At 68.9% G+C, this 26332-nt stretch carries 25 protein-coding genes; 9 read left to right on the top strand and 16 right to left on the bottom strand.

Annotated elements, in window-relative coordinates; genetic code table 11:
* Positions 1 to 66: 66 nt before the first annotated feature.
* The 5 genes from ACIGHN_RS21225 to ACIGHN_RS21205 all read right to left on the bottom strand — a co-directional run bounded on the left by ACIGHN_RS21225 (position 67) and on the right by ACIGHN_RS21205 (position 5688).
* Positions 67 to 1266 (bottom strand): MFS transporter, encoded by a 1200-nt coding sequence (locus ACIGHN_RS21225; RefSeq protein WP_235503925.1) that lies wholly within the window; start codon positions 1264 to 1266, stop codon positions 67 to 69.
* A gap of 289 nt (positions 1267 to 1555) precedes the next feature.
* Positions 1556 to 2509, bottom strand: a complete 954-nt coding sequence (locus tag ACIGHN_RS21220; protein WP_396505879.1) for an ABC transporter substrate-binding protein — start codon at positions 2507 to 2509, stop codon at positions 1556 to 1558.
* Between the two features lie 160 nt (positions 2510 to 2669).
* Complete coding sequence (locus ACIGHN_RS21215) at positions 2670 to 3722, bottom strand: NAD(P)-dependent oxidoreductase (RefSeq protein WP_396505877.1); 1053 nt, start codon at positions 3720 to 3722, stop codon at positions 2670 to 2672.
* Positions 3719 to 4873, bottom strand: a complete 1155-nt coding sequence (locus ACIGHN_RS21210; protein ID WP_396505876.1) for an acyl-CoA dehydrogenase family protein — start codon at positions 4871 to 4873, stop codon at positions 3719 to 3721. Before ACIGHN_RS21210 ends, ACIGHN_RS21215 begins: the two co-directional genes overlap by 4 nt.
* Entirely contained in the window at positions 4870 to 5688 is an 819-nt protein-coding gene (locus tag ACIGHN_RS21205; RefSeq protein WP_396505874.1) for a class II aldolase/adducin family protein, read from the bottom strand. Before ACIGHN_RS21205 ends, ACIGHN_RS21210 begins: the two co-directional genes overlap by 4 nt.
* A gap of 310 nt (positions 5689 to 5998) precedes the next feature.
* Between ACIGHN_RS21205 and ACIGHN_RS21200 the strand changes: the two genes are divergently transcribed.
* Positions 5999 to 7024, top strand: coding sequence for an ABC transporter substrate-binding protein (locus ACIGHN_RS21200; RefSeq protein ID WP_056412670.1), 1026 nt, complete (start codon positions 5999 to 6001; stop codon positions 7022 to 7024).
* A 120-nt stretch (positions 7025 to 7144) separates the two neighbouring features.
* Positions 7145 to 7744: a molybdopterin-dependent oxidoreductase gene (locus ACIGHN_RS21195; RefSeq protein ID WP_396505872.1), complete on the top strand. Its 600-nt coding sequence runs from the start codon at positions 7145 to 7147 to the stop codon at positions 7742 to 7744.
* Positions 7745 to 7894: 150 nt separating this feature from the next.
* On the opposite strand, the gene ACIGHN_RS21190 is transcribed toward ACIGHN_RS21195, so the two are convergent.
* Entirely contained in the window at positions 7895 to 9130 is a 1236-nt protein-coding gene (locus ACIGHN_RS21190; protein ID WP_396505871.1) for an MFS transporter, read from the bottom strand.
* 97 nt (positions 9131 to 9227) lie between these two features.
* Here ACIGHN_RS21190 and ACIGHN_RS21185 point away from each other — a divergent pair, with 97 nt between their 5' ends.
* Complete coding sequence (locus tag ACIGHN_RS21185; protein ID WP_396505870.1) at positions 9228 to 10193, top strand: LysR family transcriptional regulator; 966 nt, start codon at positions 9228 to 9230, stop codon at positions 10191 to 10193.
* Positions 10194 to 10239: 46 nt separating this feature from the next.
* Here the strand turns inward: ACIGHN_RS21185 and ACIGHN_RS21180 are convergent, their stop codons facing one another.
* The 3 genes from ACIGHN_RS21180 to ACIGHN_RS21170 all read right to left on the bottom strand — a co-directional run bounded on the left by ACIGHN_RS21180 (position 10240) and on the right by ACIGHN_RS21170 (position 12658).
* The gene (locus ACIGHN_RS21180; protein ID WP_396505998.1) at positions 10240 to 10368 is read right to left on the bottom strand and encodes a hypothetical protein; all 129 of its coding nucleotides are present in this window, start codon (positions 10366 to 10368) and stop codon (positions 10240 to 10242) included.
* A 98-nt stretch (positions 10369 to 10466) separates the two neighbouring features.
* On the bottom strand, positions 10467 to 11552 hold the full coding sequence (locus ACIGHN_RS21175) for an ABC transporter substrate-binding protein (protein WP_396505869.1): 1086 nt from the start codon (positions 11550 to 11552) through the stop codon (positions 10467 to 10469).
* Positions 11552 to 12658, bottom strand: a complete 1107-nt coding sequence (locus ACIGHN_RS21170; RefSeq protein ID WP_396505868.1) for an LLM class flavin-dependent oxidoreductase — start codon at positions 12656 to 12658, stop codon at positions 11552 to 11554. Before ACIGHN_RS21170 ends, ACIGHN_RS21175 begins: the two co-directional genes overlap by 1 nt.
* A gap of 241 nt (positions 12659 to 12899) precedes the next feature.
* On the opposite strand from ACIGHN_RS21170, the gene ACIGHN_RS21165 reads away from it, so the two are divergent.
* The 4 genes from ACIGHN_RS21165 (at position 12900) to ACIGHN_RS21150 (ending at position 15221) form a co-directional block, all read left to right on the top strand.
* On the top strand, positions 12900 to 13397 hold the full coding sequence (locus ACIGHN_RS21165) for a GrpB family protein (RefSeq protein WP_396505867.1): 498 nt from the start codon (positions 12900 to 12902) through the stop codon (positions 13395 to 13397).
* Between the two features lie 43 nt (positions 13398 to 13440).
* Positions 13441 to 13869, top strand: coding sequence for a DUF1801 domain-containing protein (locus ACIGHN_RS21160; RefSeq protein WP_396505866.1), 429 nt, complete (start codon positions 13441 to 13443; stop codon positions 13867 to 13869).
* A gap of 256 nt (positions 13870 to 14125) precedes the next feature.
* A complete protein-coding gene (locus tag ACIGHN_RS21155) occupies positions 14126 to 14434 on the top strand; it encodes a hypothetical protein (protein WP_056168319.1) in 309 nt (102 codons plus the stop codon).
* Positions 14435 to 14816: 382 nt separating this feature from the next.
* On the top strand, positions 14817 to 15221 hold the full coding sequence (locus ACIGHN_RS21150; protein WP_396505864.1) for a bacteriocin: 405 nt from the start codon (positions 14817 to 14819) through the stop codon (positions 15219 to 15221).
* Positions 15222 to 15469: 248 nt separating this feature from the next.
* Here ACIGHN_RS21150 and ACIGHN_RS21145 read toward each other — a convergent pair whose 3' ends face one another.
* Positions 15470 to 16828: a hypothetical protein gene (locus tag ACIGHN_RS21145; protein ID WP_396505862.1), complete on the bottom strand. Its 1359-nt coding sequence runs from the start codon at positions 16826 to 16828 to the stop codon at positions 15470 to 15472.
* A gap of 111 nt (positions 16829 to 16939) precedes the next feature.
* Positions 16940 to 17434, bottom strand: a complete 495-nt coding sequence (locus ACIGHN_RS21140) for a type III secretion system chaperone (RefSeq protein ID WP_082486101.1) — start codon at positions 17432 to 17434, stop codon at positions 16940 to 16942.
* A 365-nt stretch (positions 17435 to 17799) separates the two neighbouring features.
* On the opposite strand from ACIGHN_RS21140, the gene ACIGHN_RS21135 reads away from it, so the two are divergent.
* Positions 17800 to 18255: a low molecular weight protein-tyrosine-phosphatase gene (locus tag ACIGHN_RS21135; RefSeq protein ID WP_396505987.1), complete on the top strand. Its 456-nt coding sequence runs from the start codon at positions 17800 to 17802 to the stop codon at positions 18253 to 18255.
* Positions 18256 to 18447: 192 nt separating this feature from the next.
* Here the strand turns inward: ACIGHN_RS21135 and ACIGHN_RS21130 are convergent, their stop codons facing one another.
* Positions 18448 to 20244: a DUF3592 domain-containing protein gene (locus ACIGHN_RS21130; protein WP_396505860.1), complete on the bottom strand. Its 1797-nt coding sequence runs from the start codon at positions 20242 to 20244 to the stop codon at positions 18448 to 18450.
* A gap of 235 nt (positions 20245 to 20479) precedes the next feature.
* Between ACIGHN_RS21130 and ACIGHN_RS21125 the strand changes: the two genes are divergently transcribed.
* Positions 20480 to 21832 carry a chloride channel protein gene (locus tag ACIGHN_RS21125; protein WP_396505859.1) on the top strand — a complete coding sequence of 451 codons (1353 nt, stop codon included), beginning with the start codon at positions 20480 to 20482 and terminating at the stop codon, positions 21830 to 21832.
* Between the two features lie 108 nt (positions 21833 to 21940).
* On the opposite strand, the gene ACIGHN_RS21120 is transcribed toward ACIGHN_RS21125, so the two are convergent.
* The 4 genes from ACIGHN_RS21120 to ACIGHN_RS21105 form a co-directional block, all read right to left on the bottom strand.
* Entirely contained in the window at positions 21941 to 23131 is a 1191-nt protein-coding gene (locus ACIGHN_RS21120; RefSeq protein WP_396505857.1) for a c-type cytochrome, read from the bottom strand.
* Between the two features lie 23 nt (positions 23132 to 23154).
* The gene (locus tag ACIGHN_RS21115; RefSeq protein ID WP_396505986.1) at positions 23155 to 23952 is read right to left on the bottom strand and encodes an ABC transporter ATP-binding protein; all 798 of its coding nucleotides are present in this window, start codon (positions 23950 to 23952) and stop codon (positions 23155 to 23157) included.
* A gap of 104 nt (positions 23953 to 24056) precedes the next feature.
* The gene (locus ACIGHN_RS21110) at positions 24057 to 25166 is read right to left on the bottom strand and encodes an ABC transporter permease (RefSeq protein WP_082516929.1); all 1110 of its coding nucleotides are present in this window, start codon (positions 25164 to 25166) and stop codon (positions 24057 to 24059) included.
* A gap of 128 nt (positions 25167 to 25294) precedes the next feature.
* A complete protein-coding gene (locus ACIGHN_RS21105) occupies positions 25295 to 26323 on the bottom strand; it encodes an ABC transporter substrate-binding protein (protein ID WP_396505856.1) in 1029 nt (342 codons plus the stop codon).
* Positions 26324 to 26332: the final 9 nt, after the last annotated feature.

Genomic DNA, 26332 nt, shown 5'->3' with positions numbered 1-26332 from the left:
CAGAAGTCCCTGGAAAGCCTGCCCGAACGCGAGGCTCAAGCCGGCGCGAGCCGCCCTTCGGACGCCTCAGGCGCCCGCAGCCGCCGCGCCCCGTGCCTGCACCCGGCGCGACACCAGCAGCCCCAGCACGAACACCCCCAGGGCCGCCACCGAGAACACGGGCGGCAGCCAGCCCCGGTCGACGCTGAACGCCACGATCAAGACACCCGTGGACTGGCCCAGGAAGAGCAGGCACGCGAACATGGTCACCGCCGTGCCCCGCGCCTGCGGTGCCATCTGCGTGGCCTGCACCTGCAGCGTGTTGTGCAGCATGTAAAAGCCGATGCCCGCCATGAAGCAACCCAGCATCGCCCAGCCCACCGCCGGGGCCCAGGCCAGCGACAGCAGGCCCACGGCGATCAGCGTGGCGCCCGTGAGGGCCAGGCCCCGCTCACCCAGCGCGGCCAGCCAGCGGCGCGCGAACACGCTGTAGATCAGGCCGCCCACGCCGTACAGCACCATCACGCCCCCGGCTGCGGCGGCCGACAGGCCAAAGCCGTCGACCATGCGCGCGGGCACGAAGGCCAGCGTGCCGAACGCGAGCGCCCCCTCGATGGCCACCACCGCCAGTACCCATCGCACACGCTCGATCCGCAGCAGGGCCAGGGTGCCCGCCAGGTAGTTGGCCAGCGAGAAGGCGGGTGCGCCTGGCACCGCAGCAGGCCGCAGCGCCCCGCTGGCCCGCGCGTGGCGCAGCAGCAACGTGGCGGCGGCAAAGAACAGCACGGCCAATGCGCCCAGCGCGGCGCGCCAGCCCAGGGTTTCGGTGGCAAAGCCGCCAAACCACTGGCCCGCCATCATCCCCGTGACGGTGGCCACCATGAGGCGCGCCAGGGTCTCCTGGCGCTGCTCGTAGGCCACCTCGTCACCGATCCAGGCCATCGACAACGGGATGATCCCCGCCGCCGCCGCACCCATCGCGGCGCGCGCCACCACCAGCAGCGTGAAGCTCTGCGCCAGTGCGGTGACGGCACTGAACACCGCGCAGGCCGCCGTGGCGCCGATGATCACGCGCACCTTGCCGATGCGGTCGCCCAGCGGGCCGTACACCAGCTGCAGCACGCCGTAGGCCACGGCGAACGCCGCGATCACGGCCGAGGCATCGCCGGTGGTGATTTGGTATTCGAGGGACAGTGCGACCAGCATCGGGTCGCACACGCGCATGGACGCCATGCTGCAAAAGGCCGCCAGGCTGATCAGCCGCAGCATCGTCGAGGAAGAGGTCATGGGACCCGATTGTGGTGCGGCTGGGGCGGGTGCGCTGGTTCAAGGCGCTATGCACCCCAGGGCTTGAAGGTCGGGACCGCGGTTTGATCGATGGCTTGAACCCTTCGCGGAGCGGTTGCGTTGGGCGCGGCGCTTCGACAGGCTCTGCGTGAACGGCCGCGAGTGGCCTCGGCCGCTGCCCCTTTACCGTTCGGGCTGAGCTTGTCGAAGCCTCGCAGTGCGCCCCACCAAGCCCCGCCTGAAAAGCGAGGAGGCCTGCTTCACGAAGAACGCGTTGCAGACGTCTCGCTCAGCCCTTGCCCACGTTGAAGCTCGTATCGAAAGTGCCCCGCACATCGAGCCGCTGCTTGATGAGCCCGGCCGCCAGATAGAAGTCTGCCGTCTTCTGCTGGTCCGCCAGCACCTGCGCGTCGATGTCCTGCCAGCGGGTGGCACGGCGGTCGAACTGCAGCTGTGCCGCGTCGGCCGGAATGCCGACGATGCGGGCTAGCGACTGGCCAAAAGATTTGGAGTTCTGGTAGGACCACACCTGCGCGCGCGCCACGCGCTCCTTGAAGTCCTGCAGCACGGCGCGCTTTTCGGCCAGCGCCGCGTCGGTGGCGGCCAGGAAGGACAGGCCCGTCCACAGCCCCCGGCCGCTGACCAGCACGCGCGCATGGCCGCTGGTTTCGGCCAGCGCGGTGTAGGGCTCCCACGTGGCCCAGGCGTCCACCGAACCCTGCGTGAGCGCGAGCTTGGCGTCCGGTGGCGGGATGAAGCGCAGTTGAACGTCGTCGGCCTTGAGCCCGGCGGATTCCAGCACCTTGAGCGTGACGAAGTGACCGATGGAGCCGCGGTTGGTGGCGATGCTCTTGCCCTTGAGGTCGGCCGCCGTCTTGAGCGGCGAATTGGGTGCCACCAGCACGGCGGTGCCGTAAGCGTCCGACCGGTTGGCCGCAAACGCCTTGATCCGGCTGCCCGCGGCCAGGGTGAACAGCAGCGGCGCATCGCCGATGGGCCCGAAGTCCACGGCGTTGGCGTTGAGCGCTTCGGCCAGCGGCGCGGCGGCCGGGAACTCGCTCCACTTGATGTCGTAGGGCAGGTTCTTCAGTTCGCCCGCAGCGTCGAGCAGGGCCTGCAACCCGCCCTTCTGGTCGCCAGCGCGCAGCAACACGCGCTGCTGGGCGTGGGTGAGCACGGGCGAGAGGAACGAACTGGCGGCGACGGAGGCGGTCAGCAGATGGTGGAATTGGCGGCGCTGCATGGTGTGAGTGATGGGAAGGGTTGCAATATCGAAAAGACGCTTGCGGCCATTGCACCACCCGGCCCCCGCATCGCCAACGAAGCCTTGCGACCATCCATATGCGGTTTTCGCATGCAGGCACTGGCCGCGTGCGGACCCTGCCCGCCCGCGCGACCTGGCATCAGTACCCGCGCGCCCCGTCCACCACGTCTTGCAGCGGCTCCCCCGCCACATGGCGCGCCAGGTTGGCCACGAATTTGCGGGCCGTGAGCTGCGCCGCGCCCTGCGCCGCCCACGACACATGGGGCGTGAGCCGCACGCGCGGGTGGGTGTACAGCGGGTGGCCGTCGGGCAGCGGCTCGGGGTCCGTCACGTCCAGCGTGGCGCCCGCCAGGCGGCCGCTGTCCAGCGCATGCAGCAGCGCCTGCTGGTCCACGAGCGCTCCGCGCGCAATGTTCACCAGGTGCAGCCCGGGTCTGGCATGCGCCAGGGTGGCGGCGTTGATGAGGTGGTAGGTCTGCGCGGTGATCGGCAGGGCCAGCACCAGGTGGTCCGAGGCCGCGAGCAGCTGCTCGATGGAGGAGGCGGTGCGCACACCATCATCGCCCTGCACATCCGCCCCGCCGCGGCGCAGCACCGTGACCTGCATGCCGAAGGCCTGCGCCAGCCGCGCCACCTCGCGCCCGATGGCGCCGTAGCCCGCGATGCCCAGCGCCCGGCCCTGCAGCGTGCCGGGCAGGTGCTGGTCCACCCGCGCAAAGGTCTCGAGCCACGGCCCGGCGCCCGACACCTGCAGCGTGTCCCATGCGCGCTGGTGCGTCAGCAGCGCGGTCAGCACGTACTCGGCAATGGGCACGGCCGCCACGCCGCGCGAGCAGGTCACCTGCGGCACCTGCAGCAGCCAGGGCGGAAAGAAGTCGATGCCGGCGGACGCCACGTGCACCCATTTCAGCCGCCCGGGCCAGCCTGCGGGGGCTGTGGCCGGCGCATGGCGCCAGCCGTTGCGCGGGCCGGTGAAGAGGATGTCCACGTCGGCAGCGCGCTGCCAGGCGGGCACGTCGGCGTCGTCGGCCGCCAGCACCACGGGCAGGCCCGCGCCCGCCACCAGCGCGTCGGCCTCGGGCCCTGTCTGGTTGAGAACGACCCAGCGGTCGGCATCAACCTTGGCGTCCGTGTCGTCACGTGCATCGACGTTCCCGCTGCCAGGGTCGTGCGCAGCCAGCACCGCGCTCATGCGGCCCCCACGGCCAGCGCCCGGCGGCCCGCGGCAACATAGGCGCTGTCATCCTGCGGCGTGTGCACCCGGCCGCACAGCACATCGCGCAGGTGGCGCTCCAGCGGGTTCTTGCGGGCAAGGCCGTGGTTGCTGGTCAGCTCCAGCGCGGCCTGCACGGCCTTGATGGCGTTGCGCGTGGCCAGGGCCTTCACCAGGCCGCTGTCCACGGTGGGCACCAGCGTGCCGGCATCCAGGTCGTGGGCCAGGCTGGCGATCAGGCGGTCGTTGGTGAGCAGCAGGCCTTCGATGCGGCCCACGGCCTCTTGCGCGCGGGGCAAGGTCGCCAGCGGCGCGCCCAGGCTGGCGGGCACGCGCTCCCGCAGGAACTGCACCAGCCAGTCGCGCGCGGCGCGTGCCACGCCGGTGTACAGCGCGGCCAGCATCACCGTCATCTCGGCCTGCATGGCGGGCTCGCCGCGGGCCCAGTCCTGCGGCAGGCGCAGGTCCAGCGCGTGTGCGTGGGGGATCAGCACATCGTGCAGGTGCACATCGTGGCTGCCGCTGGCGCGCAGGCCCAGGTGGTCCCAGGTTTCCTCGATGCGGATGCCGGGCAGCCCCGCTCGCACCAGGAAGGCGCCGGTGCGCGGCGCGGCCTCGTCCGTGCGGCCCCACACCACGTACCAACGCAGTATGGGCGCGCCGGTCGAATACACCTTGTGCCCGCTGATGCGCCAGCCCTCGGCCGTGTGCCGCGCCACCGTGGCCGGCAGCCCGCCGCGCGCGGGCGAGCCCAGCTCGGGCTCCACGCGCAGTGCGTTGATCAGCGACACCTCCTGCACCGATTCATTCACCAGTTGCTGCGCCAGTGCCTGCGGCCAGGGCGAGCCAGGGCGGCCCATGCCGCGCTGCTGGATGTACTGCATGGTCAGCACCAGCGCCGTGGCCGGGCAGCCCTGGCCGATGGCGCCGATCACCTCGGCCAGCTGCGCGGCCGACGCGCCCTGCCCGCCCAGTGACCGCGGCGCGGCCAGGGCCAGCAGGCCGGCCTGCTGCAGCCCGTAAAAGTTGGCGTGCGGAAAGCTCGCGTCGCGGTCGTGCACCGCGGCGCGCGCACCGAACTCCACCGCCAGCGCGCGTGCGGCCTGCCCCCAGGTCAGTGGCGCATTCACTGCAGCACCTCGGGCTGGTCGCGCACGATGATGTCGAACAGGCTCTTGAACGCGAACTGCGCACCACCCGGCCCGCCGATCTGCGAATGCGTGCGCTGCGCGATCTCGTGCGGGATGGGCTTGGGGGTGCCGGCGGCTTCGGCCAGCAACTGGGCCTGGCAGGCGTTCTCCAGGGCGATGTACCACCACGCAGCGGCCTCCACCGACGGGCCTGCGGTCAGGATGCCGTGGTTCTGCAGGATCACGGCCTTTTGCGCGCCCAGGGCTTCGCCGATGCGAAAACCTTCGTCGGTCTCCAGCACCACGCCGGTGAAGTCGTCGAACAGCGCGTGGTCTTCATAGAAGATGCACGAGTCCTGCGTGAGCGCGTCGAGCTTGCGGCCCAGTGACGACCAGGCCTTGCCGTAGGTCGAATGCGTGTGCGCGGCGGCCACGATGTCAGGCCGCGTCTCGTGCAGCGCGGCGTGGATGGCAAAAGCCGCGCGGTTCAGCGGGCCCTGGCCCACCACGATCTCGCCGGCAGCGTTGACCAGCAGCAGGTCGGACACCTTGATCTGCGAGAAATGCAGGCCCAGCGGGTTGACCCAGAAGTGGTCCGTCCACTCCGGGTCGCGCGCGGTGATGTGGCCGGCCAGCCCGTAGTTGAAGCCCTGCTGCCCAAACAGCCGAAAGGCCACGGCCAGGGTCTCCTGCCGGTGGCGGCGCTCGGCCTCCACCGTGGGGCGCGCCACCGGGGCGTCGAACCAGTCCTTGCGCTGGGGCGCGGGGTTGAGGGCGAGCTGGGCGGTGGGCAGGGGTTTGAGGACGGCGGACATGGCGGTAGCTTTCGGTACGGGGTGGGGGTTGGAATGCAGGACCCCGTCCACCTTAGAAGCGCCCCGCCGCCATGCCAACGAAGAAATCCGCGTGACCACATACGGTTTTGTCATGAACCAGCGCCGTGCCGCGACCACCGCGGCCACCGTGTGCACCGCGTGCATGCTTGCACCCCGCTGGGTGCTGCGTTTCACGCATAACGATGCTACGCAAAGGTCTTTGCGCGCAGGCCGGGCTTGGCGGAATCTCGCTGCCCAAGCACGCAACCCCTCTGCTGCTGCCCACCGACCCATAAAAGGCCCGACCACCATGCATCGCAACTGCACCCCCACACTCAACCGCCGCCACCTCATCCAGGCCGGCCTGGGCGCCGCCGCCTGGGCCGCCACGGCGGGCGTGCCCGCGCTGGCCGCCCCTCCAGCCCCCGACCTCTCCAGAGTGACCCTGCGCATCGGCACCTACAAGGGCCTGTGGCGCGCCCTCATCGCTGCGTCCGGCCAGGGCAACACGCCCTACCGCATCGAATGGCGCGAGCTGAACAACGGCGTGCTGCACATCGAGGCCCTGAACGGCGACGCGCTGGACCTGGGCTCGGGCAGCGAGATCCCGGCCCTGTTCGCCGCGCGGCAAAAAGCCCAGGTGCGCTTCATCGCCGTGGTGCGCGAAGACCTCAACAACCAGGTCACTCTGGCCCGCAAGGACGCACCCATCCAGCGCATCGCCGACCTCAAGGGCAAGCGCGTGGGCTACGTGCGCGCCACCACCTCGCACTACTACCTGAGCCGGCAGCTGGCCGAGGCGGGCCTGTCGTTCGCCGACATCAACGCCATCAACCTCACGCCGGCCGACGGGCTGTCGGCCTTCGACCGGGGCGACCTGGATGCCTGGGCCATCTACGGCTACAACGGCCAGCTGGCGCGGCTGCGCTACGGCGCACGCGTGCTCAAGACGGGCCAGGGGTACCTGTCGGGCAACTTCCCCATCTACGCCAACCCGCGCGCGGTGGAAGACCCCGCCCGCCACGCCGCCATCAGCGACTACCTGCAGCGCCTGCGCCGCGCCTACCTGTGGGCCAACGGCAACTACCTCGACTACGCCCGCGCCCAGTCTGCCGAAACCCGTGTGCCGGTGGGCGACCTGATCGAGCTGTGGAACAACCGCAGCAGCGACTACGACCTGCGCCCCGTGGACGACGGCGTGGTCAAGGGCCACCAGGCCGTGGCCGATACCTTCCTGCAGCTGGGCGTGCTGGACGGCCCCGCGCAGGTCGCGCCCCTGTGGGACCGCAGCTTCAAGACCGTGCTGCAGCCCCTGGCCGCAGACAAGGCGGCGTGAGCCTGGGCGGTGGTGGCCCCGGCGTATGGAGCGGCGGCCCCAGCGTGCCATTTTTTGCATGGCGCTGGCGCCGGTTGCGCTTAGGATGCGCCCCTCATTTGCACCGAGGAGCCCATCCACATGAACAAACGCCACTTCATCACCGCCACTTTGGGCACCGCCAGCCTGTGGTCTGCCACCGGCGGCAGCAGCCACGCCGCACCGCCAGCCAAGGCCGCCACCGGCCCCACGCTGCTGACTATCAGCGGCGCCATCACCAAGCCCAACCGCGGCGCGCTCGACCCTGCCATCGACCAGATGATGGGCAAGCACGGCATCCAGTTCAGCAACGCCCATGCGCTGGACGCCGCCGCCCTGCAGCGCATGCCCGCCATCACCATCAAGCCCACGCTGGAGTACGACAGCAAGCCCCACACCCTGACAGGCCCCCTGCTCACCACCGTGCTGGCCGCAGCCGGCGTGGCCGCAGGCAGCCCGGTGCAGCTGGTGCTGCGCGCGGTGGACGGCTACAACGTCACCCTCAGCATGGCCGACGCGCAGGCGTACCGCATGATCGTTGCCACCCACATCGACGGCCAGCCCATGGCCCTGGGCGGCCTGGGCCCGCAGTGGGCGGTGTACGACGCCGACGTGCTGCCCGCCTTCAAGGACAAGCCGGTGAAGAAACGCTTTGGCCTGTGCCCCTGGGGCCTGTATCACATCGAGGTGAAAAAGGCTTGATGCTTGATGCTTGACGCCTGGCGACTGGGGCCACCGACCTCTTGGCCTGTGTGGCGCAGTCCAAAACAAAGAGCGGCTCCATGGCCGCTCTTTTTTTGATAGCTACTAGCGCTTATCCAGCAAGCGGTAGAGGCAATTTTTATCCAAAAATCAGCGCACACGCCCCGCCATCCGCACCGCCAGTGCAGCCAGCGACCCCACAGTAGCCAGCGCCACGACGCCCAGCCAGCCCCACTGCGCCAGCGCCAGGCTGCCCAGCGCGGCTCCGGCCGACATGCCGATGAACATGCCGGTGAACAGCAGCGCATTGAGCCGGCTGCGTGCGGCGGGGTCGATGCCGTACACGATGGTCTGGTGCGCCACCAGCGTGGCCTGCACGCCGAAGTCGAAGCCGATGGCACTCACCACGATCAGCGCCAGCTGCGCCTGGGCGGGCAGCAAGGGCGCCAGCGCCATCGCGGCAAACGATGCTGCCGCCAACCCGGCGCCATAGCGGGTCACGACCTCGGGCCCGCGCTTGTCGGCCAGCCGCCCGGCCAGCGGGGCAGCCAGGGCACCCGCCGCCCCCGCCAGTCCAAACGCCCCGGCTGCGGCCGTACCCAGGTGGAACTGGCTGTGCAACATGACGGCCAGCGTGGACCAGAACGCGCTGAAGCCCACGGCCAGCAGCCCCTGCGCCCAGGCCGCCCGGCGCAGCGCACCGTGCTGGCGCCACAAGGCCACCATCGAGCCGATCAGCGCGCCGTAGCCCAGCTGCGTGGTGGGCGCAAAGCGCGGCAGCCCGCGCCACACCGCCACCGTCAGCAGCGCAATCGCCACAGCCGCCGCCACATACACCGTGCGCCAGCCCCACTGCTGCGCCACAAAGCCGCTGACCACGCGCGACAGCAAAATGCCCAGCAGCAGCCCCGTCATCACCGTGCCCACCATGCGCCCGCGCTGCGCGGCCGGGGCCAGCGTGGCGGCAGCAGGCACCACGTCCTGCGCCACCGTGGCCGCCAGGCCCACGGCCAGGCTGGCCGCCAGCAGCGCGCCCATGCCGGGCGCCAGGCCACTGAGCAACAGTGCCAGCATCAGCGCCACCGACTTGATGACGATGATGCGGCGCCGGTCGTACCGGTCGCCCAGCGGGGCCAGCAGCAAGATGCCCAGCGCGTAGCCCAGCTGCGTGAGCGTGGGCACGAGGCCCACCACCCGGCTGTCGGCCTGCATGTCCGGCCCCAGCACGCCCAGCATGGGCTGGCTGTAGTACAGCGACGCCACGCTCAGCCCCGCCGTGGTAGCCAGCAGCAGCAACAGCGGCGCGCTCACCGTTGCCTCGGCCGGCGGCTGCCCCGGCGCGGTGCCGACGGCAGGGCTTGCATGCACGTTTTGAATGGAAGACATCTCGACACCTGTTCAACTAAAGGAATGGTGCGATTGTTCTTGGGTTGCAGCGCACTGGGTAGTGGGCTGGGCTGCAGATTTGTTATACGCTTGGCGTATGACCATCGCCCTGCCACCAGGCGCCGACCGCATCGAGCTGATGCAGACCTTCATCCGCATCGTCGAAACCGGCAGCCTGTCTGCCGCCGCCCAGCAGCTGGGCACCAGCCAGCCCACCGTGAGCCGCCGCCTGCAGGCGCTGGAGCGCAGCCTGGGCATCAAGCTGCTGCAGCGGTCCACCCATGTGATGAAGCTCACCAAGGATGGCGAGCGCTGCTTTGACCACGCCAAGGCCCTGCTGGAAGACTGGCGCGCCATGGAGGACGACCTGCGCGGCACGGCCGACACCCCGCGCGGCACCCTGCGCGTGCTGGCGCCGCACGCCTTCGGGCAAGACCAGTTCATTGCTCCGCTGATGGCCTACCTGCGCCGCTACCCCGAGGTGGATGTGGAATGGATGCTGCACGACCGGCGCCCGAACTTCATCGCCGAAGGCATCGACTGCGCGATCCAGGTCGGCGCGGTGGACGACCCCTCCGTCGTGGCCGTGCGCCTGGCCGAGGTACCGCGCATCGTGCTGGCGTCCCCCGCCCTCATGGCCGGGCGCGCCACGCCAGCGCATGCGCAGGACCTGCAGCCGCTGCCCTGGCTGGCGCTGAGCACCTTCTACCGGCGCGACGTGACACTGACCCACGAGCCCAGCGGCGAGGCCCACACCTTCGGCATCACGCCGCGCCTGGCCACCGACAGCCTGTACGCCCTGCGCAGCGCCGCACTGGCCGGGCTGGGGGCGTGCATTTCATCGGCATGGATCGTGGATGGCGATGTGCGCCGCGGAGACTTGCTGCACCTGGTACCCACCTGGCACGCGTCGCCGCTGCCGGTGTACCTGGTGTACCCGTATGCGCGGTTTTATCCGGCGCGGTTGCGGTTGTTTCTGGAGGCGATGCGGGGGGCGATGCCGGGGCTGGTGGGGATGCGGGCGGTGGGGGTTGGAGTGCAGGACCCTCATCGGCCACGATGAGGCGTCCAGGCAGGTGTCGGCAGGCGCTTGTAAGTCCGGCAGGCGCTCAGGGTTCGCCGGCTTCGTTTTTTTTCTTCTTCTTGTCTTGGTCGTAATGCCACTTGATGGCGAAAAACATGCCCGTGCCGAACACGAGAACCTTGAACACGATGAAGACTACAGGGACCCAATCCATCTTTGATCACTTCCTGGCGGTTAACTCACACTATGGGTCGTGATCGTAGCAAGCCAGGCAGCCATTGGGTTGGGACATTTTGTCTCACCGAGGCTCGCTCACGCCGCGCCTTTCCACACCCCCACATCCGTGATCCCCGCCACATCCACCCGCACCGGCAGGATTCCATCCCGCGCCGACCGGTCCGCCACCGTCTGCAGCGCAGTCACATCCGCCTGCGTCACCGGCCGCGCCGCAATGGCCGCGCGCCCCGTGATGATGCGCGACGCCTCGATGGGCAAGCGTGTGAGCTGCGTGTAGACCTGCGCATACGCCTCGCGGTTGGCCAGGGCCCAGTCGCCGGCGCGGGCCAGGCGGTCCAGGTACTGCACGATGGCGGCGCGCTTGGCGGGGTCGGCCAGGGCAGCCTCGGTGGCGGTGATGAATCCCAGCGCGGTGTTGATGCCGCGCCCGTCGCGCAGGATGCGGCCGCCCTGCTGCAGGGCGATGGTGTAGTAGGGGTCGAAGATGGCCCAGGCGTCGATCTGTTTGGATGCAAAGGCGGCAGCCGCGTCGGTGGGCAGCACGAACTTGACCGTCACTTCCTCGCGCTTGACGCCCGCCTCTTCCAGCGCGCCGTACAGCTGGTACTGCGAGATGCTGCCGCGGGCGGACGAGACGATCACCGTCTTGCCGCGCAGGTCGGCCACGCTGCGCAGCGGCGAGTTGCCTTGCACCACGATGCCCAGCGAGTCGGGCTGGCCGACGCGGGTCGCCACGATCTTGAGCGGGGTCTTGCCCACAGCGGCGGCCAGCACAGGCAGGTCGCCTGCCATGGCGGTGTCGACCGCGCCGCTGCGGTGCGCTTCGAACAGCGGTGCCGCCCCCTGGAAGTTGGCCCAGCGCCAGGCAAACGGTGCGCCGTCCAGCGTCTTGGCGGCTTCGAACAGGGCACGCAAACCGCCCGCCTGGTCGCCCAGCACCAGCGATGCGGCCGGTGCCGGAGCCGGTGCCGGTGCCTGCGCCTGCGCCTGTGCGGCCGAGCCCAGGCCCAGGATGCCGGTGGCGCCCACCGACAGCGCTGCCGCCTGCTGCAGCCATTGGCGGCGCGATGTGCCGGGGCGGCTGGGGTGGCCAGCGCTGCCTGCGCCGTCACTGCCGATGCCGTGGCGGTTGCCCGCTGCGTGGTCGATGCGGCCGCTCATCACGCCGCCTTGCGCAGGGTGTGCGCCGCGTGCTCGCCGTCGCGTTCGGCGACTTTGGCGCGCACCAGGGGCAGCAGCTCGCGGCCGTAGTCGATGGCATCCACCAGCGGGTCGAAGCCCCGGATCAGGAAGGTGGTGATGCCCAGTTCGTAGTACTTGAGCAGCGCGTCGGCCACCTGCTCGGGCGTGCCGACCAGGGACGTGGAGTTGGACCGCCCGCCGATCTCGCGCGCCACCGCCGTCCACAAGCGTTCGTCCACGCGGTCACCGTTGGCAGCATCGGCCAACAGGCGCTGCGCGCCCTCGCTCTGCTGCGGGCCGACACCGCGTGCGTAGCCCTGCTGCACGCGCAGGCGGCGGGTGTCGTCCAGAATGCGGTCGGCCTTGGCCCAGGCTTCTTCTTCGGTCTTGCCCAGGATGGGCCGGAACGAGATGCTGAAGTCCACGTGCCGGCCGTTCAGCGTGGCCTCGGCACGCACGCGGCGCACCAGGTCGCCGGCCTGGGCCAGCGACTCGCCCCACAGCGCGTACACGTCGGCGTGCTTGCCCGCCACCTGCAACGCGGGCGCCGATGCGCCGCCAAAGTAGATGGGCACGCGCTGGCCCTGCAGGGGCTTCACTTCAGACACGGCGCCCTTGGCGCGGTAGTAGGTGCCTTCGTGGTCGAAGGGTTTGTCTTCGGCCCACACGCGGCGCAGGATGGTGAGGTACTCGTCGGTGCGCGCATAGCGCTCATCATGGCTCAGGAAGTCGCCGTCGCGCTGCTGGTCTTCGTCCGAGCCGCCGCTGATGTAGTGCACCGCCAGGCGGCCGCCGGTGTAGTGGTCCAGCGTGGCCAACTGGCGCGCAGCCAGCGTGGGGGCCACGAAGCCTGGGCGGTGGGCCAGCAGCAGGCCGATCTTCTCTGTGACCGACGCCGCATAGGTGGCCGTGAGCAGCGTGTCGGGGCTGGACGAGCTGGCGGGCACCAGGATCCGGTCGAAGCCCGCGTGCTCATGCGCCTGGGCGAAGGCACGCACGTAGGCCGGGTCGATCGCCGGGCCCTTGCGCGGGATGGTTTCAGAGACTTCGTGCGGCTGGATCATGCCGATGAACTGGACGGGCATAGCGGGCTCCTGGGCGTTGGATGGCAAACGGGTTGGGTATGGGTTGCAGCCCATGATCTGCGCGGGGGAGCAGTGCACCAACGAAGAAAAACGCGTTTGCAAAGTCGCAGGCTGCATACAGGGCGTCTGTTGCGGTACGACGGGAGCGACGGGCGGTTAGAGTGGCGGACAGGTTGCCCGGTGGCCTCAGACCGTCCGTGATCAGTCGCGGCCCTGATGGCTTGCATCGCACCCGCTTTCCATGAAGTTGCTAGAACCCGCGCAGTACCAGACCAAGGCCGCAGCCGTGTTTGCGGATGTGGCCGCCCAAGTGGCGGCCATCCTTCCGCTCGCCCGCATCGAACACATCGGTGCGTCGTCGATTGCAGGCGCCATCTCCAAGGGCGACCTGGACATCTGCGTGCTGGTAGCACTGCAGGACCACGCACGCAGCGTCACCACGTTGGAAGCTGCAGGCTATGTCGTCAAGACAGACACGCTGCGCACGCCCGCGCTGTGCATGTTGCTGGCGCCCAGCGCTTCCATGGACGTTGCTCTGCAGGTGGTGGCCGTCGGGTCGGAGTTCGAATTCTTCCTGCACTTTCGCGATGCCTTGCGCGCCAACCCTGACCTGGTGGCGCAGTACAACCAGCTCAAACAACGTTTCGCAACCGAGGGCATGGATCGCTATCGCGAGGAAAAGTCGCGGTTCATCGCTGGAGTCCTCCAGGGCGCGGGCACGACCGCCACGCCGAGCTGATCCGCCGCCGTCGCACGATCACTGCGCCACAGGAGACACGCACATGCCGTCCAGACCCACCACAGCCACCCAGCCCGCATCGACCCTCATCGACCAGCGCATCGCCGACCTCACCGATTGGCGCGGCCCCGTGCTGGCCCGCATGCGCGCGCTCATCCACGAAGCGGCGCCCGATGTGGTGGAAGAGTGGAAGTGGATGGGCACGCCCGTGTGGTCATTGGGCGGCATCCTGTGCACTGGCGAGAGCTACAAGGCGGCTGTGAAGCTCACGTTCCTCAAAGGCGCGTCGCTGCCCGACCCGGCGCAGCTGTTCAATGCCAGCCTGGATGGCAATGCACGGCGGGCCATCGACATCCACGAGGGCGACACCGTGGACGCCGACGCTTTCAAGGCGCTCATCCGCGCGGCGGTGGCACTCAACGCCGCCAAGCCCGCAGGCAGGAAACCTTCTGCCGACACAAAGGCAAAGTGAAGGCGCGTGTACAGCGCCTGGGGAAAGCCGATGAGGTGACAGCCCGTCGCAGCCTGCAACGCCCCGCGCAGTAACTGCTACGTTTTCGATAGCACCTTGCGCTTTATGGACAAGCGGTAGCTGGCAATTTCTTCTGTTTTTTTGGTGCTTGCCCTGCGTTGTCGTTGCGAGAAAACGGGTCTGTCAGGGTTGATCCCATAGCCATGCGTGCCCAAATAACTGTATATTTATACAGTCATTCAACCAGGAGAACGCCATGGACACCCTCGAAGCCTGCTACACGGTCACTCTGCGCGACTACCCCGAAGAACTGCCTGCCCAGCAGCGGGCGAACGCCGAGCGGCGCTATGCCAAAGAGCTGGAAAAGCAGTTCGGCGGCCCCGAGCAGGTAGCTGCAGCCCTCGACACCATGTCGAGCCTGGAAGAGTCCCCCCCAGAGATCGTCTCGCCCGGCGACCTCACCCTGCTCAAGCACTGGGGCCGCGCCAGCGTCGCCGCCAAGCAGGCGGGTTTTCGGGACCTGGGCGAAGCTGATGGTGCGTACTTTGAAGTGCGCGTGGCTTGACTTGCGCCGACAGCGACGACCGCAGTGGCAACGCTGGTCGGCCCAGCAGTTGCAGTCGCATCCTTAACTTGCGTCACCTTCAGCCGCGTCTTTAATTCGGTCGCGCGGACGGGCACTTTTTAGGCTGCGATGCAGGGGCCGCACAGCCACACAGAATCGACCCCGTTGGTGCCTGCGTCGATTCGTGTCCAGCCTTGTTTCGACTCCCGCCGCAGCCCTGTTCCAGCCTTGTTCTTGACCGCGGTCAAGACTTAGCGGCGCTACAGGCTTTTGTCCGACAGGCCAGCGAATCGATGGATGGCGAATCAGGTGTGCAGGCGGCTCAAGAATTTGTTCAGCGGGCCCTGCCCCGCCTGTTCAAAGACATGACAAGGAGCACCTCATGAACCCCATCCTCCACCCTACCGCCGACACCACGGCACATCCAGCGGCCTCCAACACCGACACGCACACGGCGGTCGACGCAGACCTGGCAGCCCAGGCCGTCCCTGGCCACGGTGTTCCATCACAGGACCCCGACCCCGCCGCGCAGCACGCGCTGACCGACAGCGAGTCCCGCCGCGAATCGAAATCTGCCCTGATGGGCGGCGGCGTGATGGCAGGCGCCGCTGCAGGTGCTGCCGTGGGTGTCGCCGTGGCCGGGCCGGTGGGCGTGTTCGTTGGTGGTACGGCGGGCGCGATTGCCGGTGCCCTTGGCGGCGCTGCCGTGGGGCAAGTGGTGGAACCTCAGCCACCCGTTGGGACCGCCGATGAGGCAGCGCGGCCACGGTCCATCGAAAGGCCCTGAACACGGCACCGGTCCACCGAGCCAGCCCCTGTAAAGCCCGCGCAACGCGGGCTTTTTTTATGCGCACGGCTGAAGGCTCAAGCAGGACGAATGCGGCACATGGCAAAGAATCCTTAAGCGTTGCAAGGCACTACAGGGCCGATGACATGCAACCAACGTTGGAGCTTCAATCCAACAAATCCAATGCGCAGTTGAGCGCCGACAATCAGTGCTGGTATGCGGCCTCTGGCTGACTTGGCCCACCGTGCCTACTTCTTCGTCTGCTCATACAACGGTCCGAAGCTCAGCTTGGTCGCCGTGCTGCCCTTGCGCGCCGACACTTCCGGCGCCAGCTCCCGGGCAGCATCGTCAATGGATTTCATGATCTTGACGGCCTGCACCAGTTCATCGGCGCTTCCTGTGCGCTCCGCGGCACGGAACATGCCAAACGCCATGTTCAAGGCTTTCTGCTTCTCGCTCAGGTCGGTGTGGGCGGTGCGGCTCACGTCGTAGGCCGTGCTGTCCGCGAGCCCTTCGATCAGATGGGCAACGTCGCTTTTCAGCAAGGTGAAGCAAGACTCTTTGCGGGTGGGGTCGGTTGCTGCCTGATAGGCATCAAGCGTGGGCAGAGAGGCCAGGATGCGGGTCGCCAATTCCTCCTGCAACGCTTTTTTTGCGGTGTCGTAAGTCTTTTCCACCTGCTTCGGGTCTTCGCCGGATTTCGGCACGGGCCTCGGCCCGGCCGCCGGAAGGCCATAGGCCTGCAGTGTGGTGTCCAGGATGGGACCACTCAGGCTCCCCGTGGCCTGGCGAAGCACGGCGGTGATCCCGGCCTCGCCAGTGGCCGAACTGAGTTGCTGCAGCCGCTGATCTTCTGTGTGGTGCAGTGCCGCCGTGGAGGAGCCCGCGCGCTGGTTCTCCAACGCGTCGCCCAGAAAGAAGTTGCCTTTGCAGACGAACAAGAAATTGTTGAGCTTGCCTGCTGTGGCCAAGCCACGCTGGTGGTCGTCCTTGATGGGCGAGACGTCGCCCATGGCGTCAGCGAGCCGGTCCAGGGTGGCGTAGTTCTGTTGATCGGTCTTGGAGATTCGCAACACGGCCTGCACGGAGGACTGCATGGTTTCGTAGGCCACCACGTGGCGCAGGTCCTGCGCGTGGCCTTCGCCGTCCTTGCGGGAAATGACTCTGCCGGTCAGGGGGGTATCCCACCTGGGCCGTTCGAGCCTGCTGCAAAGCTCTTCGGTTTTGGGCTTGTCGCGCAAAGGCGTGGCCCGGGTGGCGTCCAGCGACTCGCGCAGGGCCCATTGCAGCGCTGCACTGCTGCTCATGGGGTCGGTGGATGCCTTGACCGCACTGCCGGACGAGGACATGAGCAGCGCTTTCTTGGTGCTGGCTTCGGTGGTGGGATCGCCCCCCTCGTCTCCCCGGGCACGCTTGGTGCCTTGCGCAGTAGACGCAGTAGGCGCAGCGCCGCCGTCCGCAGGCAGTGGCGGAAAGCCATCTGGCACAACCAGCGCCATGTGGAACACCGTTGTCGACGCGGTCAACCCAGGGTCGGCCAGGTCGCCGCCCAGTTGCGTGCCGGGCATGTCGTGCGGCAACGTGCCCGGCGTGAACAGGCTGGGCACGCCCTGGGGCAAACCGCCCTGCGACGGCGACAGCGGCGCGATGAAAGGCTGGCTGACGGAGGGGAAATGACTGGACATGGTCAGCGTCTCGATGGCTGTGCGTGAATGGGATCAGGCCCGCAGGTTCATGAACTGGCTCGACAGTGCGGGCGCGGGCACCTCGGCGGCAGCGCCTGCCCTGGCAGCCGTGGCCTCCAAGCCCCACAGTCGCTGGGCGAGCGGGCCCGCGCGGGCCGCCAGATTGGCGATGACGTTGGCCAGCAACGTGCCGTCCAGGCCGTGGAGCGGAAGCCGGTAGCACAGGTACAGGCTGCCGTCGCCATTGGGGTGCGCGGCCACCGCGGCACCGTCGCCCTCGGCCAGGAACATGTTGTACTGCAGCGCGGCCATCACAACGGATTGGCGGGCCGCTGGGTCGGATGGCAGCGAGCCCAGGCCCGTACTGCAGACCACGTGGCGTGCATGCGCGGGCACGTCCACCACCACGGTGGCCTCCCCCGCGGTGAGCACGCCCCGGCCTTCGGCGGTGAGTGCGAAAGCTGCGTGGCCCACCAGCTCTCGCAGCTCGGCCTCCACGCGTTGTTGCTCCGGCGTCAAAAGGGTCATGCGGTGAGGCTCCAGGGTGGCGAATGGTTAAGGTGGCCGCAGTGGCAAGGCATACATCACGCCCCCCAACGGAGGGCCTTGCCGCCAATATAGGCGCGCCTGCCCAAGCAGCCCAGCAAAGAATTGCAACGTGGAATCGCGCCGCCAAGCCACCTCCGCACCGATGGCCGCCTGCAGGACGCGGGCCTGCGCGCGTGCAGGCAAGTGCACGATCGCGGTGCGAGGGCCAGACCATGGAGAATCGGCCACCGCTCCCATCATCAACAACCCGGCCAAGCACCATGGACCATAAAACGACCAAGCAACCGCCCCTGGAGCACACCCGGCACAACCCATCGACATCGGGCGAGCCGATGTCCGTGCTGATGGTCTGCATGGGCAACATCTGCCGCAGCCCCACGGCCCACGGCGTGCTGCAGAAAATGGTGGCCGACGCAGGCCTGGCGGACCGCATCCGCGTGGACTCCGCCGGCACGCACGGCTACCACGTGGGCGAGCCGCCCGACCAGCGCGCCCAGGCCCACGCAGCGCGCCGCGGGTACGACCTGTCAGCCCAGCGCGCGCGCAAGCTCACCCGGCGCGACTTCAGCGACTACGATCTGGTGCTGGTGATGGACGACCACAACGAACACGCCGCCCGCGCGCTGTGTCCGCCCGGCAGCGAAGACCGGCTGCGCAGGCTGACGGACTTCTGCACCAGGCTTGAAGCCCACGAGGTGCCCGACCCGTACTACGGGGGCGCCGACGGGTTTGAGCATGTGCTGGATGTGGTGGAGGATGGGTGCGAGGGTGTGATGCGCTGGTGGATGGCTCAGCGCTGAAGGGAAGGTCGGCAAAGTCCACGGGCTTCTTGTCGCAACACGCGCTTGAAGCGGTGGTTGCGGTTGTCGCAGACATACCCCTGGGCCACCAACATGCTGCGGATGCGTTGCGTTGCGTTGCGTTGCGTTGCCATGCGCGTGCTGCAGTGCTTCCGACTCACGCACCAAGCCGTGTCATCGCCGTCCTGAGGATCAGCCAGACGCCGCAAACCCGCTGACCCGGGCCACCTCGCGCAGGCCCTGCCGCGCGGCCGGCTGGCCGCTGATGCTGTCGGCCAGCACCACGCTGGCGCCGCCGTGCAGTTGGGCATACAAGGTGTAGATCTCTTCGCGCGGACCGTTGCCCAGGCTCTGGGTGTAAGCCAGGCGGATGGCCAATTGCTGCACCTGGTCCGCAGGCACCTGCTGGAACGACGTGCGCAGGCCCAGCAGCCTACGCTCCGTGCGAATGCCCTGCTGCGCGTTCAGGTAGCTGCTGCGCCGGTTGCCCACCGCGAAGAGCGCCCACGCCACCGCCATACCGGCCGCCAGAAAAGCCGCCAACCGCAGGGCGGGCGGCGCTGTCGCGGACACGGCCAGCAGCAACGGCACGCCGACAAGGCACACCGTGAGGATGAGGATGCGCTGCGCGCGCCACATGCGGCCTGCAGGCTGCTCCAGCTGCGCACCGCCCCCCGCGACGGCCTGCATGGAGCAGACGGCACCGAAAGGATCGGCGCCGGGCATCCGCCCTTCATCGTCCGCCAGCGCATGCGTGCCTTGACTCTGGCCGGCGGGTGCAGGGCCTCGGTCGGCCGCATCGTCCGCATCGACCATCGGCAGCAGAAACTGCGCACGGTATCCCTGGGCCTCGTGCTCGTCGTGGATTTCAAGCCGCCACAGGATGCCCGGCTCGGTCGATGCAGGCAGGCCGTGCGGTACCTGCAGTCGCCATTGCAGGCGCAGCATGCCACTGCCCTCGTCGCTCACCCGGGCCCGCGCGCTGGCGCTCCACTCGACCTGCTCGGTGGTGTGCACTTCGTCGTTGATGCGCGTGGTGCGGTTGCGCAGGCATTGCAGCCGCGCCGCATAGCGCAGGCTGGGCCCATAGGACGCCCGGATATCGACATGGGCCATGAATGGCTCGCCCTGGCGGGCCGGCAGCGGGCTGAGGACCAACTGCGCATCGCCAAAGCGCTGGCGCATGCGGGCGCGCTTGTACAGCGCCCGCAGCAGGCCCGCGGTGACCAGCGGAAACATCAGCACGACCCAGGCGGCCGGTTCGCCTTGCCAGGCCCGGGGCAGCACCCGCAGGCACATCCACACGCTCAGCGGCAGCGCGATGGCCGCAAAACCCGCCAGCAGCATCGTCTCCAGTTTCTGGTGGGCGGAGATGGGCCCACCCAGGCTGCCTTCCACCGGCGCAAGGCCTTGTATGGCACCGCCGGCCACCGTCGTGGCGTAAGTGCTGGCGTTGGCGCCCCTGCGGTAGTTGCGCAGCGCCCAGGCCATCAGCGTGCCGCCCACGCCACCGAAGGCGGCGACAAAAATCATCCAAAAACCAAGCAGGTTCCAGCGAATGGTGCGGTCCAGCACCGATTGGGCGGGCTGCGCCAGGTTCACGTATGCGGTGACAGGCTCGCCCGCCTGCAGAGCCTGCTGCAACCGCACCCCCAGGGCGTAGTGGAAGTGGCCGATATCGTCGGCGCCACCGTTGATGGCGGGCCGCGATCCGGTACGGCGCACACCACCCACTTCGTAGACGTACTCGGCACGCACGCTGTAGGTGGTCTTGCGCCGGGCGCTGCCATGGGTTTCGATGGCCGCGTCCACCAGCCTTGCGGGCACCGGCTGCCAGGACCGCATGCGCCAGCCGTCATACAGCGTGGGCACGATGGCCGCGAACACAAACACCAGCGCCACGGCAGCCAGCGACAGCCCGAACAGTGCCAGCACCAGCCAGGCACGAGGCGACGCATTCTCGCGGTTCGAGGTGATCGTCTGCGGCATGGCGGTGTACCCGGTGCGTGGATGGGGTGGTGTGGACAAGCGCAGTGTAGAAAATACCCATCCGTACCGGCGGGCATTTCCACACGGCCCGCCGTGGGTCATGTGGCACGGTTACCACGCAGCGCACGCAGGTTGGCGCATGCATACTGCCTTCGGACCCTGCCCTGCCGACCCTGCCCGCTTTGCCCGCTTTGCCCGCTTTGCGCGGCATGGCAATTGCATGCTTTGAAAGCCGATGAACCAAGAGCCCAACTTTCTTGCGAATGTCCGTGAAGAACTGAAGAACGGCCGGCGCTGGCTGGACCGCACCATCGTGCTGGCCTGTGCGTGCGCGGCCGGGCTGTGCGTGGTGGCCTTCACGCTGATGGCCGATGCCGCGTTCGAGCTGTTCATGCACATCTACCACTGGCGCGGCGGCTGGGCTGTGCTGGTGTGGATGCCGGTCGTCACCGTCGCAGTCGTGTGGGCCACGCGGCGCTGGGCGCCGGGTGCGGCGGGCTCGGGCATCCCGCAGGTGATGACGGCCCTGGAGCCTGCGCTCGACGCGAACCAGCGCGGGCGCTTTGTCTCGCTGTGGCTGTCGTTCGCCAAGATCGTGCTGGCCAGTGCCGGTTTTCTGGCGGGCCTGTCCATCGGGCGCGAGGGGCCGTCGGTGCAGGTGGCAGCGGGCGTGATGCACCATGCGCGGCGGTGGTTCGACCCGCGCTCGGGCATCACGGCCCATGCGCTGCTGGTGGCGGGCGGGGCCGCCGGCATTGCGGCGGCGTTCAATGCGCCGCTGGCGGGCGTGGTGTTCGCCATCGAGGAGCTGTCGCGCAAGATGGAATCGCGCAGCAGCGGCGTGATCATCACGGCCATCGTGCTGGCGGGGCTGATGGGCGTCTCGGTGTTCGGCAACCTGAGCTACTTCGGCCGCATCCAGGTACCGCGCCTGGACTGGGACGCGCTGGTGCCCGGCCTGGCCGTCGCCCTCGCCTGCGGCGTGCTGGGCGGCCTGTTCGCCAAGCTGCTGGCGGCGTCGCTCACCGGCCGTACCGAGCGCATGTCCCGGCTGCGGGCGCGCTTTCCGCTGCGTTTTGCCGCGTGCGGCGCCCTGGTGGTGGCCGTCATCGGCCTGGTCACCGGGGGCGCCACCTTCGGCGCCGGGTCCGAGGCGGTCAAGCACATGCTGGCCGGGCAGGCCGACGTACCAGCCCTCTACGTCACCCTCAAGTTCATCGCCACGTGGCTGTCGGCCTGGCTGGGCGTGCCGGGCGGCATCTTCGCGCCGTCACTGTCCATCGGCGCGGGCGTGGGGCACAACGTGTCGGTGCTGCTGGGCTCGGACATCGGCCCTGCCCTCATCGCGATGGGCATGGCAGCCTTCCTCGCGGCGGTCACGCAGGCCCCGCTCACGGCGTTCATCATCGTCATGGAGATGGTGGACGGCCACGCCATGGTGCTCAGCCTCATGGCTGCGGCGATGCTGGCCAGCCTGGTCTCGCGCATGCTGGCGCGGCCTTTGTACGAAACGCTGGCGATGGCAATGCTTCACAACCTGGCCCCACCTCCGCCTGCAGTGGACCCGGCACCGCCTGCGCCTCGGTAACCTGGCCGCAGGACGCGCATCCAGAAGTCAGCCCGCAGCCCAGAGGCGCAGGCCGCGCCGACGCAGCAGCAGCAGCAGCAGCAGCACCAGCCGCAGCGCCACCACCGGTCAATGCGGAAAACCGCCCCGCAGCAGCCGCACCGGCTCTGCATCCATGCGGCGAATGAGTGCCTGCAGTCCATCCGCCGCTGGCGCCGCAGCGCTGGCGCCACGGCTTGCTGGCGAACCGTCATCAGGCGCTGCCGCCGCGCTGGAGCGGCAGACCAGGTCGTCCTCCGACCACGCCGCCTGGCCGGGCGCACTCCGGGCGCGCAGCCAGCCTGCACGGTCGACGATGAGCTGGTAGCCCGGCAGTTCGCCGGTCGGCACGCCCAGCACCAGGGCCAGTGCCTGCTGCGCGGCAGCCACCGCGTCTGGGCCGCCCTGCGGCTGGCACTCGGCATCGGCCCCCGCGGGCAGACCCGCGACCAGCGTGACCAGGCGCGGGTCATCGGCCACGGCAGGCGCACCCTGCGATGCGGCCACCACGCGCACGCGCTGGCCTGACAGGTCACGGCTGTGGCGCACCCGCCCCTGGCGGCATGCCACGGCCATGGCGGGCAGGCGCACAGGGCGGTCCCAGGTGCCAGACTCTCGCAGCATCTGTCCGGCCGCATGGGCCTGCAGGTAGTCCAGCACCTCCCAGATCTGATCGTCGCGCAGCGCTTCGCCCACGCCGGGCATGGTCACCACACCGGCGCGGTTGTGCATGCCTTCGCGCACACGCCAGAAGAGTTCTCCGTCCAGCCGCTTCCACAGCAGCGCGCCGTTCAGGTTGGGCGGCCACTGCGCCAGTTGTGCGGCGTCCGGGCCTTCGCCGCGCCCATCGGTGCCGTGGCAGCGCACGCAGTGCTGCTGGTACACCGCCTGCCCGCGCACGATGCCGGTGGCTTCAAAGCCGGTGGGTGACTGGTGCAGGCTGGTGGGCACGGCAGGCGCCAGCAGCAGGTGTGCCTGCGGCCACGGGGCCAGCACCAAGAGCGCGATGGCAGCGGCCCACAGCGGCATGCGGGCGCGCCGCCAGGGCAGCGACAGCCCCAGGGCCAACACCGCGGTGCCCGCGCACAGCAGCGACAGCAGCACGCGCCGGGCATGGCCGGCGTCCACCACCAGCATCTCCGCGGCGATGCGGTGGGCGAGCGGCCAAGCCGGCTGTCCATGGACATCGGGCGCCAGGCCCAGCAGGTGCAGCAGCGCGCGCAGGCCCTGCTGCGCGGCATGCAGGCCTTCGAGCAGGCCGTTCAACAGATCGGGAGACAAGGGAAAAAACCGGCGCTCCGTGGTTACCAGCTCGCGTCCAGCCCCAGCAGCGCCAGCGCCTCGTGGCGCAGTGCGGCCAGGCGCGGGTCGCCGCGGTGGCGCGGGTACGGCAGGTCGTTGACCAGCACCTGCTTCACACGGGCCGGCCGGTCGGAGAAGACCACCACGCGCTGCGCCATGAAGAGCGCCTCTTCCACATCGTGCGTGACCAGCAGGGCCGAGAACCCCGTGCGCTGCCACAGCTGCACCAGCTCGGTCTGCATCGTCAGCCGCGTGAGCGAGTCGAGCTTGCCCAGGGGTTCATCCAGCACCAGCAGGCTGGGGTCGTTGACCAGCGCACGCGCCAGCGCCACGCGCTGCGCCATGCCGCCCGACAGCTGGTGCGGAAAGGCCTTGGCAAAGTCCTGCAGGCCGACCAGGGCCAGGGCTTCGTCCACCCGGTGGCGCTGCGCCTTGAGGATGCCCCGCGCCTGCAGGCCCAGGGCCACGTTGTCCCACACCGTGCGCCACGGGAAAAGCGTGGGGTCCTGGAACACCACGATGCGCGACGGGTCGGGCTCGGTGATGGGTGCGCCGTCCTGCAGCAGCTCGCCCGTGGTGGCGGGCTCCAGGCCCGCCACCAGGCGCAGCAGCGTGCTCTTGCCGCAGCCGCTGGGGCCCAGCAGCGCGACGAATTCGCCGGGCGCAATCGACAAGTCCAGCTCGTCGATGACATGCAGCGGGCCGGCGGGCAGGTCGAACCAGTGGCTGACATTGCGCACGTCTATCCGTGCGCCTTTACTTTCGGGCACGTCTATCCGTGCGCCTTTACTTTCGGGCACGTCTATTCGTGCGCCTTTACTTTCGGGCACATCGATGCGTGCGCCTTGACCTGCAGGCACGTCGATGCGTGCACCCTCCGGCACGGTGGGGGTTGCCACGGAACTCACCATTTCACCACCCCCTTTTGCCACGACAGCACGCGGTCGCGCAGCACGAACAGCAGCGTGATCACGCTGGAGAACAGCAGCGCCATCACGATGAGCGCCGCATACATGTTGGGGTACGCCGCCCAGCCCTGCGCCCAGGTGAGGTACCAGCCCAGGCCCGCTTTCACACCCAGCATCTCGGCCACCACCAGCGTGGAGAACGCGGCCCCGAGGCCCATGAACAGGCCCACGAACACCTGCGGCAGCGCTGCCGGAATGGCCACGCGCAGCACCAGGAACCAGGGCGATGCGCCCAGGGTGCGTGCCACGTCGTAGTAGTTCTTGTGCACCCCCGCCACGCCCGACCAGGTGAGGATGGCCACCGGAAAGGCCGTGCCCAGTGCGATCAGAAAGATGGCGGTGGACCAGCTGGACGGAAAGAAATAGAAGCTCACTGGCAACAGTGCGGTGGTGGGCACCGGGCCCAGGATGCGCAGCACCGGGTGGATCCAGTAGCTGGCCTGGCGCGACCAGCCGATCAGCACGCCGGTGACGAAGCCCGCCACAGCGCCAATGGCGATGCCCAGCGCCAGCAGACGAACCGAGGCCACGGCGCTTTCCAGCAGCCGCGCCCAGTCGGTCACGTACACCTCGACCAGGCTTTGCGGCGGCGCAAAGAATGGCGGCGGCAGCGTGCCCAGCTTGGCGGTGAAGACCTCCCACACCGCCAGACCGACGGCAATGGCCACCAGCCAGGGGCCTGCAGGCCGCAGCCGCTGGCCCACCGCACCCAGCACGCGGGGCGCCAAAGCCACCACCGCCAGCGCCAACGCAATGACTGCCGCACCGGCTGCGAACTCTTCGGTAAACGCCCATTCGCTGAAGCCCGCCGGCTTGTTGGGCCAGACATAGGTCAGCACGGCCAGCGCCGCCCAGGCCACGGCGGCGGCCAGCCCTGTCCACCAGAAACGCTGGAAGGCATGGGCCGCCTTGAAGTCGGGCACGGCGGCAGGCCGGGCACTGATGGAGGCATGCGGTGATGCGCCGGGCGCAGGCAGGGGTGGTGGCGATGGCTTGGGGCTGATGCCCGGTGGTGCGCCCAGGATTTGGTCGGCAACAGTGCTCATGTCAGGTCCAGTGGTGTGGGTTCATCACGGTGAATGCTTCTTCGCTGCAGCGGTGCGATATGGGCGCGGCCCATGCCAGGGCAGCCGGGCAAGGGCCGGCGCGCAGCGACTCAGGGGGGTGCTCCCTGCTAAGCCAGCACGTCTGCGTGCACGTGCGCCGCAAAGCGTGCCGGGTCGGTCGAGGGCTTGAGCACGTTCACCAGCTTGAAGTCGCGCGCGTAGAACTCGATCTCCTGGCGCAGTGCCGTGCCCACCGGGTGGCTGCGGTGCGTGAGCGTGCCCAGCACGGCGCGCAGGTCTTCCTGCGGCACTTTGGAATACGGACTGAAAATGCGCGCGGTCTCGTTGGGGTTGTCGGCCACGAAGTCCGACGCCTCGATGATGGCGCGCGTGAGCGCCGCTGCCGTGCCCTTGTCGTTGCGCACCATGGCGCCGCTCACACCCAGCACGCAGCAGGTCTTGGCGGCGTACTCGCCCGACAGGTTCGAGGCCAGGTCCACCAGTCCCTTGGTGCGGCGCTGGATGAGCAGCAGGTTGGGGTCCCCGTCGGCAATGGCCTGGGCCTCGCCTTTTTCCACGGCCAGGCCCAGCATGTCGCCGGGGAACTGGCGCCAGGTCACGTCTTTTTCGGGGTGGAGGCCGGCCTTGGTCAGCAGCACGGCAAAGAAGTTCTTGCCCGGGCTGTTGAGGTCCGACACGGCAATGGTCTTGCCCTTGAGCTTTTGCAGGCTGGTCACGCCCGCCGCCTCATACCCCACCAGGCGCGAGCAGCCGCCGTGCGAGCTGCCCACCAGCTTCACGTCGAAGCCCGACTCCAGCGGCTTGATCCAGCGGTGGATCATGCCCACGCCGGCATCGGCCTTGGACGTGGCGATGGTCTCGAGCAACTGGTCGGTGGAGCCCGCAAAATTGATGAGCTCGACCTTGAGGCCGTGCTTTTCAAAAATGCCGCGCTCCACCGCCACGGGCGCGGCCGACAGGCAGATCGCGTTGGCGTTCCAGGCCAGCTTCACCTCGCGCAGCTTGCCGGCCGCCAGCACCTGGCTGCCCACCACGCCGGACGCTGCCACCACGCTGGCGCCGCCGGCCACGCGCAGCAACTGCCGGCGCGACCACTGCGTGCCTGCTCCCCCCAGAATAGGGCCCTTGTCGTTCATGCTCTGCAC

The organism is Acidovorax sp. NPDC077693, assembly GCF_044542805.1.
Lineage (GTDB): Bacteria > Pseudomonadota > Gammaproteobacteria > Burkholderiales > Burkholderiaceae_C > Acidovorax.
This window is presented reverse-complemented; position numbering and strand designations above follow the sequence as displayed.

What these genes read in the sequence shown, in the direction of transcription:
- ACIGHN_RS21225 (WP_235503925.1), bottom strand. Translation starts at nt 1,266, where the DNA reads ATGACCTCTTCCTCGACGATGCTGCGGCTGATCAGCCTGGCGGCCTTT.
- ACIGHN_RS21220 (WP_396505879.1), bottom strand. Translation starts at nt 2,509, where the DNA reads ATGCAGCGCCGCCAATTCCACCATCTGCTGACCGCCTCCGTCGCCGCC.
- ACIGHN_RS21215 (WP_396505877.1), bottom strand. Translation starts at nt 3,722, where the DNA reads ATGAGCGCGGTGCTGGCTGCGCACGACCCTGGCAGCGGGAACGTCGAT.
- ACIGHN_RS21205 (WP_396505874.1), bottom strand. Translation starts at nt 5,688, where the DNA reads ATGTCCGCCGTCCTCAAACCCCTGCCCACCGCCCAGCTCGCCCTCAAC.
- ACIGHN_RS21200 (WP_056412670.1), top strand. Translation starts at nt 5,999, where the DNA reads ATGCATCGCAACTGCACCCCCACACTCAACCGCCGCCACCTCATCCAG.
- ACIGHN_RS21195 (WP_396505872.1), top strand. Translation starts at nt 7,145, where the DNA reads ATGAACAAACGCCACTTCATCACCGCCACTTTGGGCACCGCCAGCCTG.
- ACIGHN_RS21190 (WP_396505871.1), bottom strand. Translation starts at nt 9,130, where the DNA reads ATGTCTTCCATTCAAAACGTGCATGCAAGCCCTGCCGTCGGCACCGCG.
- ACIGHN_RS21185 (WP_396505870.1), top strand. Translation starts at nt 9,228, where the DNA reads ATGACCATCGCCCTGCCACCAGGCGCCGACCGCATCGAGCTGATGCAG.
- ACIGHN_RS21180 (WP_396505998.1), bottom strand. Translation starts at nt 10,368, where the DNA reads ATGGATTGGGTCCCTGTAGTCTTCATCGTGTTCAAGGTTCTCGTGTTC.
- ACIGHN_RS21175 (WP_396505869.1), bottom strand. Translation starts at nt 11,552, where the DNA reads ATGAGCGGCCGCATCGACCACGCAGCGGGCAACCGCCACGGCATCGGC.
- ACIGHN_RS21170 (WP_396505868.1), bottom strand. Translation starts at nt 12,658, where the DNA reads ATGCCCGTCCAGTTCATCGGCATGATCCAGCCGCACGAAGTCTCTGAA.
- ACIGHN_RS21165 (WP_396505867.1), top strand. Translation starts at nt 12,900, where the DNA reads ATGAAGTTGCTAGAACCCGCGCAGTACCAGACCAAGGCCGCAGCCGTG.
- ACIGHN_RS21160 (WP_396505866.1), top strand. Translation starts at nt 13,441, where the DNA reads ATGCCGTCCAGACCCACCACAGCCACCCAGCCCGCATCGACCCTCATC.
- ACIGHN_RS21155 (WP_056168319.1), top strand. Translation starts at nt 14,126, where the DNA reads ATGGACACCCTCGAAGCCTGCTACACGGTCACTCTGCGCGACTACCCC.
- ACIGHN_RS21150 (WP_396505864.1), top strand. Translation starts at nt 14,817, where the DNA reads ATGAACCCCATCCTCCACCCTACCGCCGACACCACGGCACATCCAGCG.
- ACIGHN_RS21140 (WP_082486101.1), bottom strand. Translation starts at nt 17,434, where the DNA reads ATGACCCTTTTGACGCCGGAGCAACAACGCGTGGAGGCCGAGCTGCGA.
- ACIGHN_RS21135 (WP_396505987.1), top strand. Translation starts at nt 17,800, where the DNA reads ATGGTCTGCATGGGCAACATCTGCCGCAGCCCCACGGCCCACGGCGTG.
- ACIGHN_RS21130 (WP_396505860.1), bottom strand. Translation starts at nt 20,244, where the DNA reads ATGCCGCAGACGATCACCTCGAACCGCGAGAATGCGTCGCCTCGTGCC.
- ACIGHN_RS21125 (WP_396505859.1), top strand. Translation starts at nt 20,480, where the DNA reads ATGAACCAAGAGCCCAACTTTCTTGCGAATGTCCGTGAAGAACTGAAG.
- ACIGHN_RS21110 (WP_082516929.1), bottom strand. Translation starts at nt 25,166, where the DNA reads ATGAGCACTGTTGCCGACCAAATCCTGGGCGCACCACCGGGCATCAGC.
- ACIGHN_RS21105 (WP_396505856.1), bottom strand. Translation starts at nt 26,323, where the DNA reads ATGAACGACAAGGGCCCTATTCTGGGGGGAGCAGGCACGCAGTGGTCG.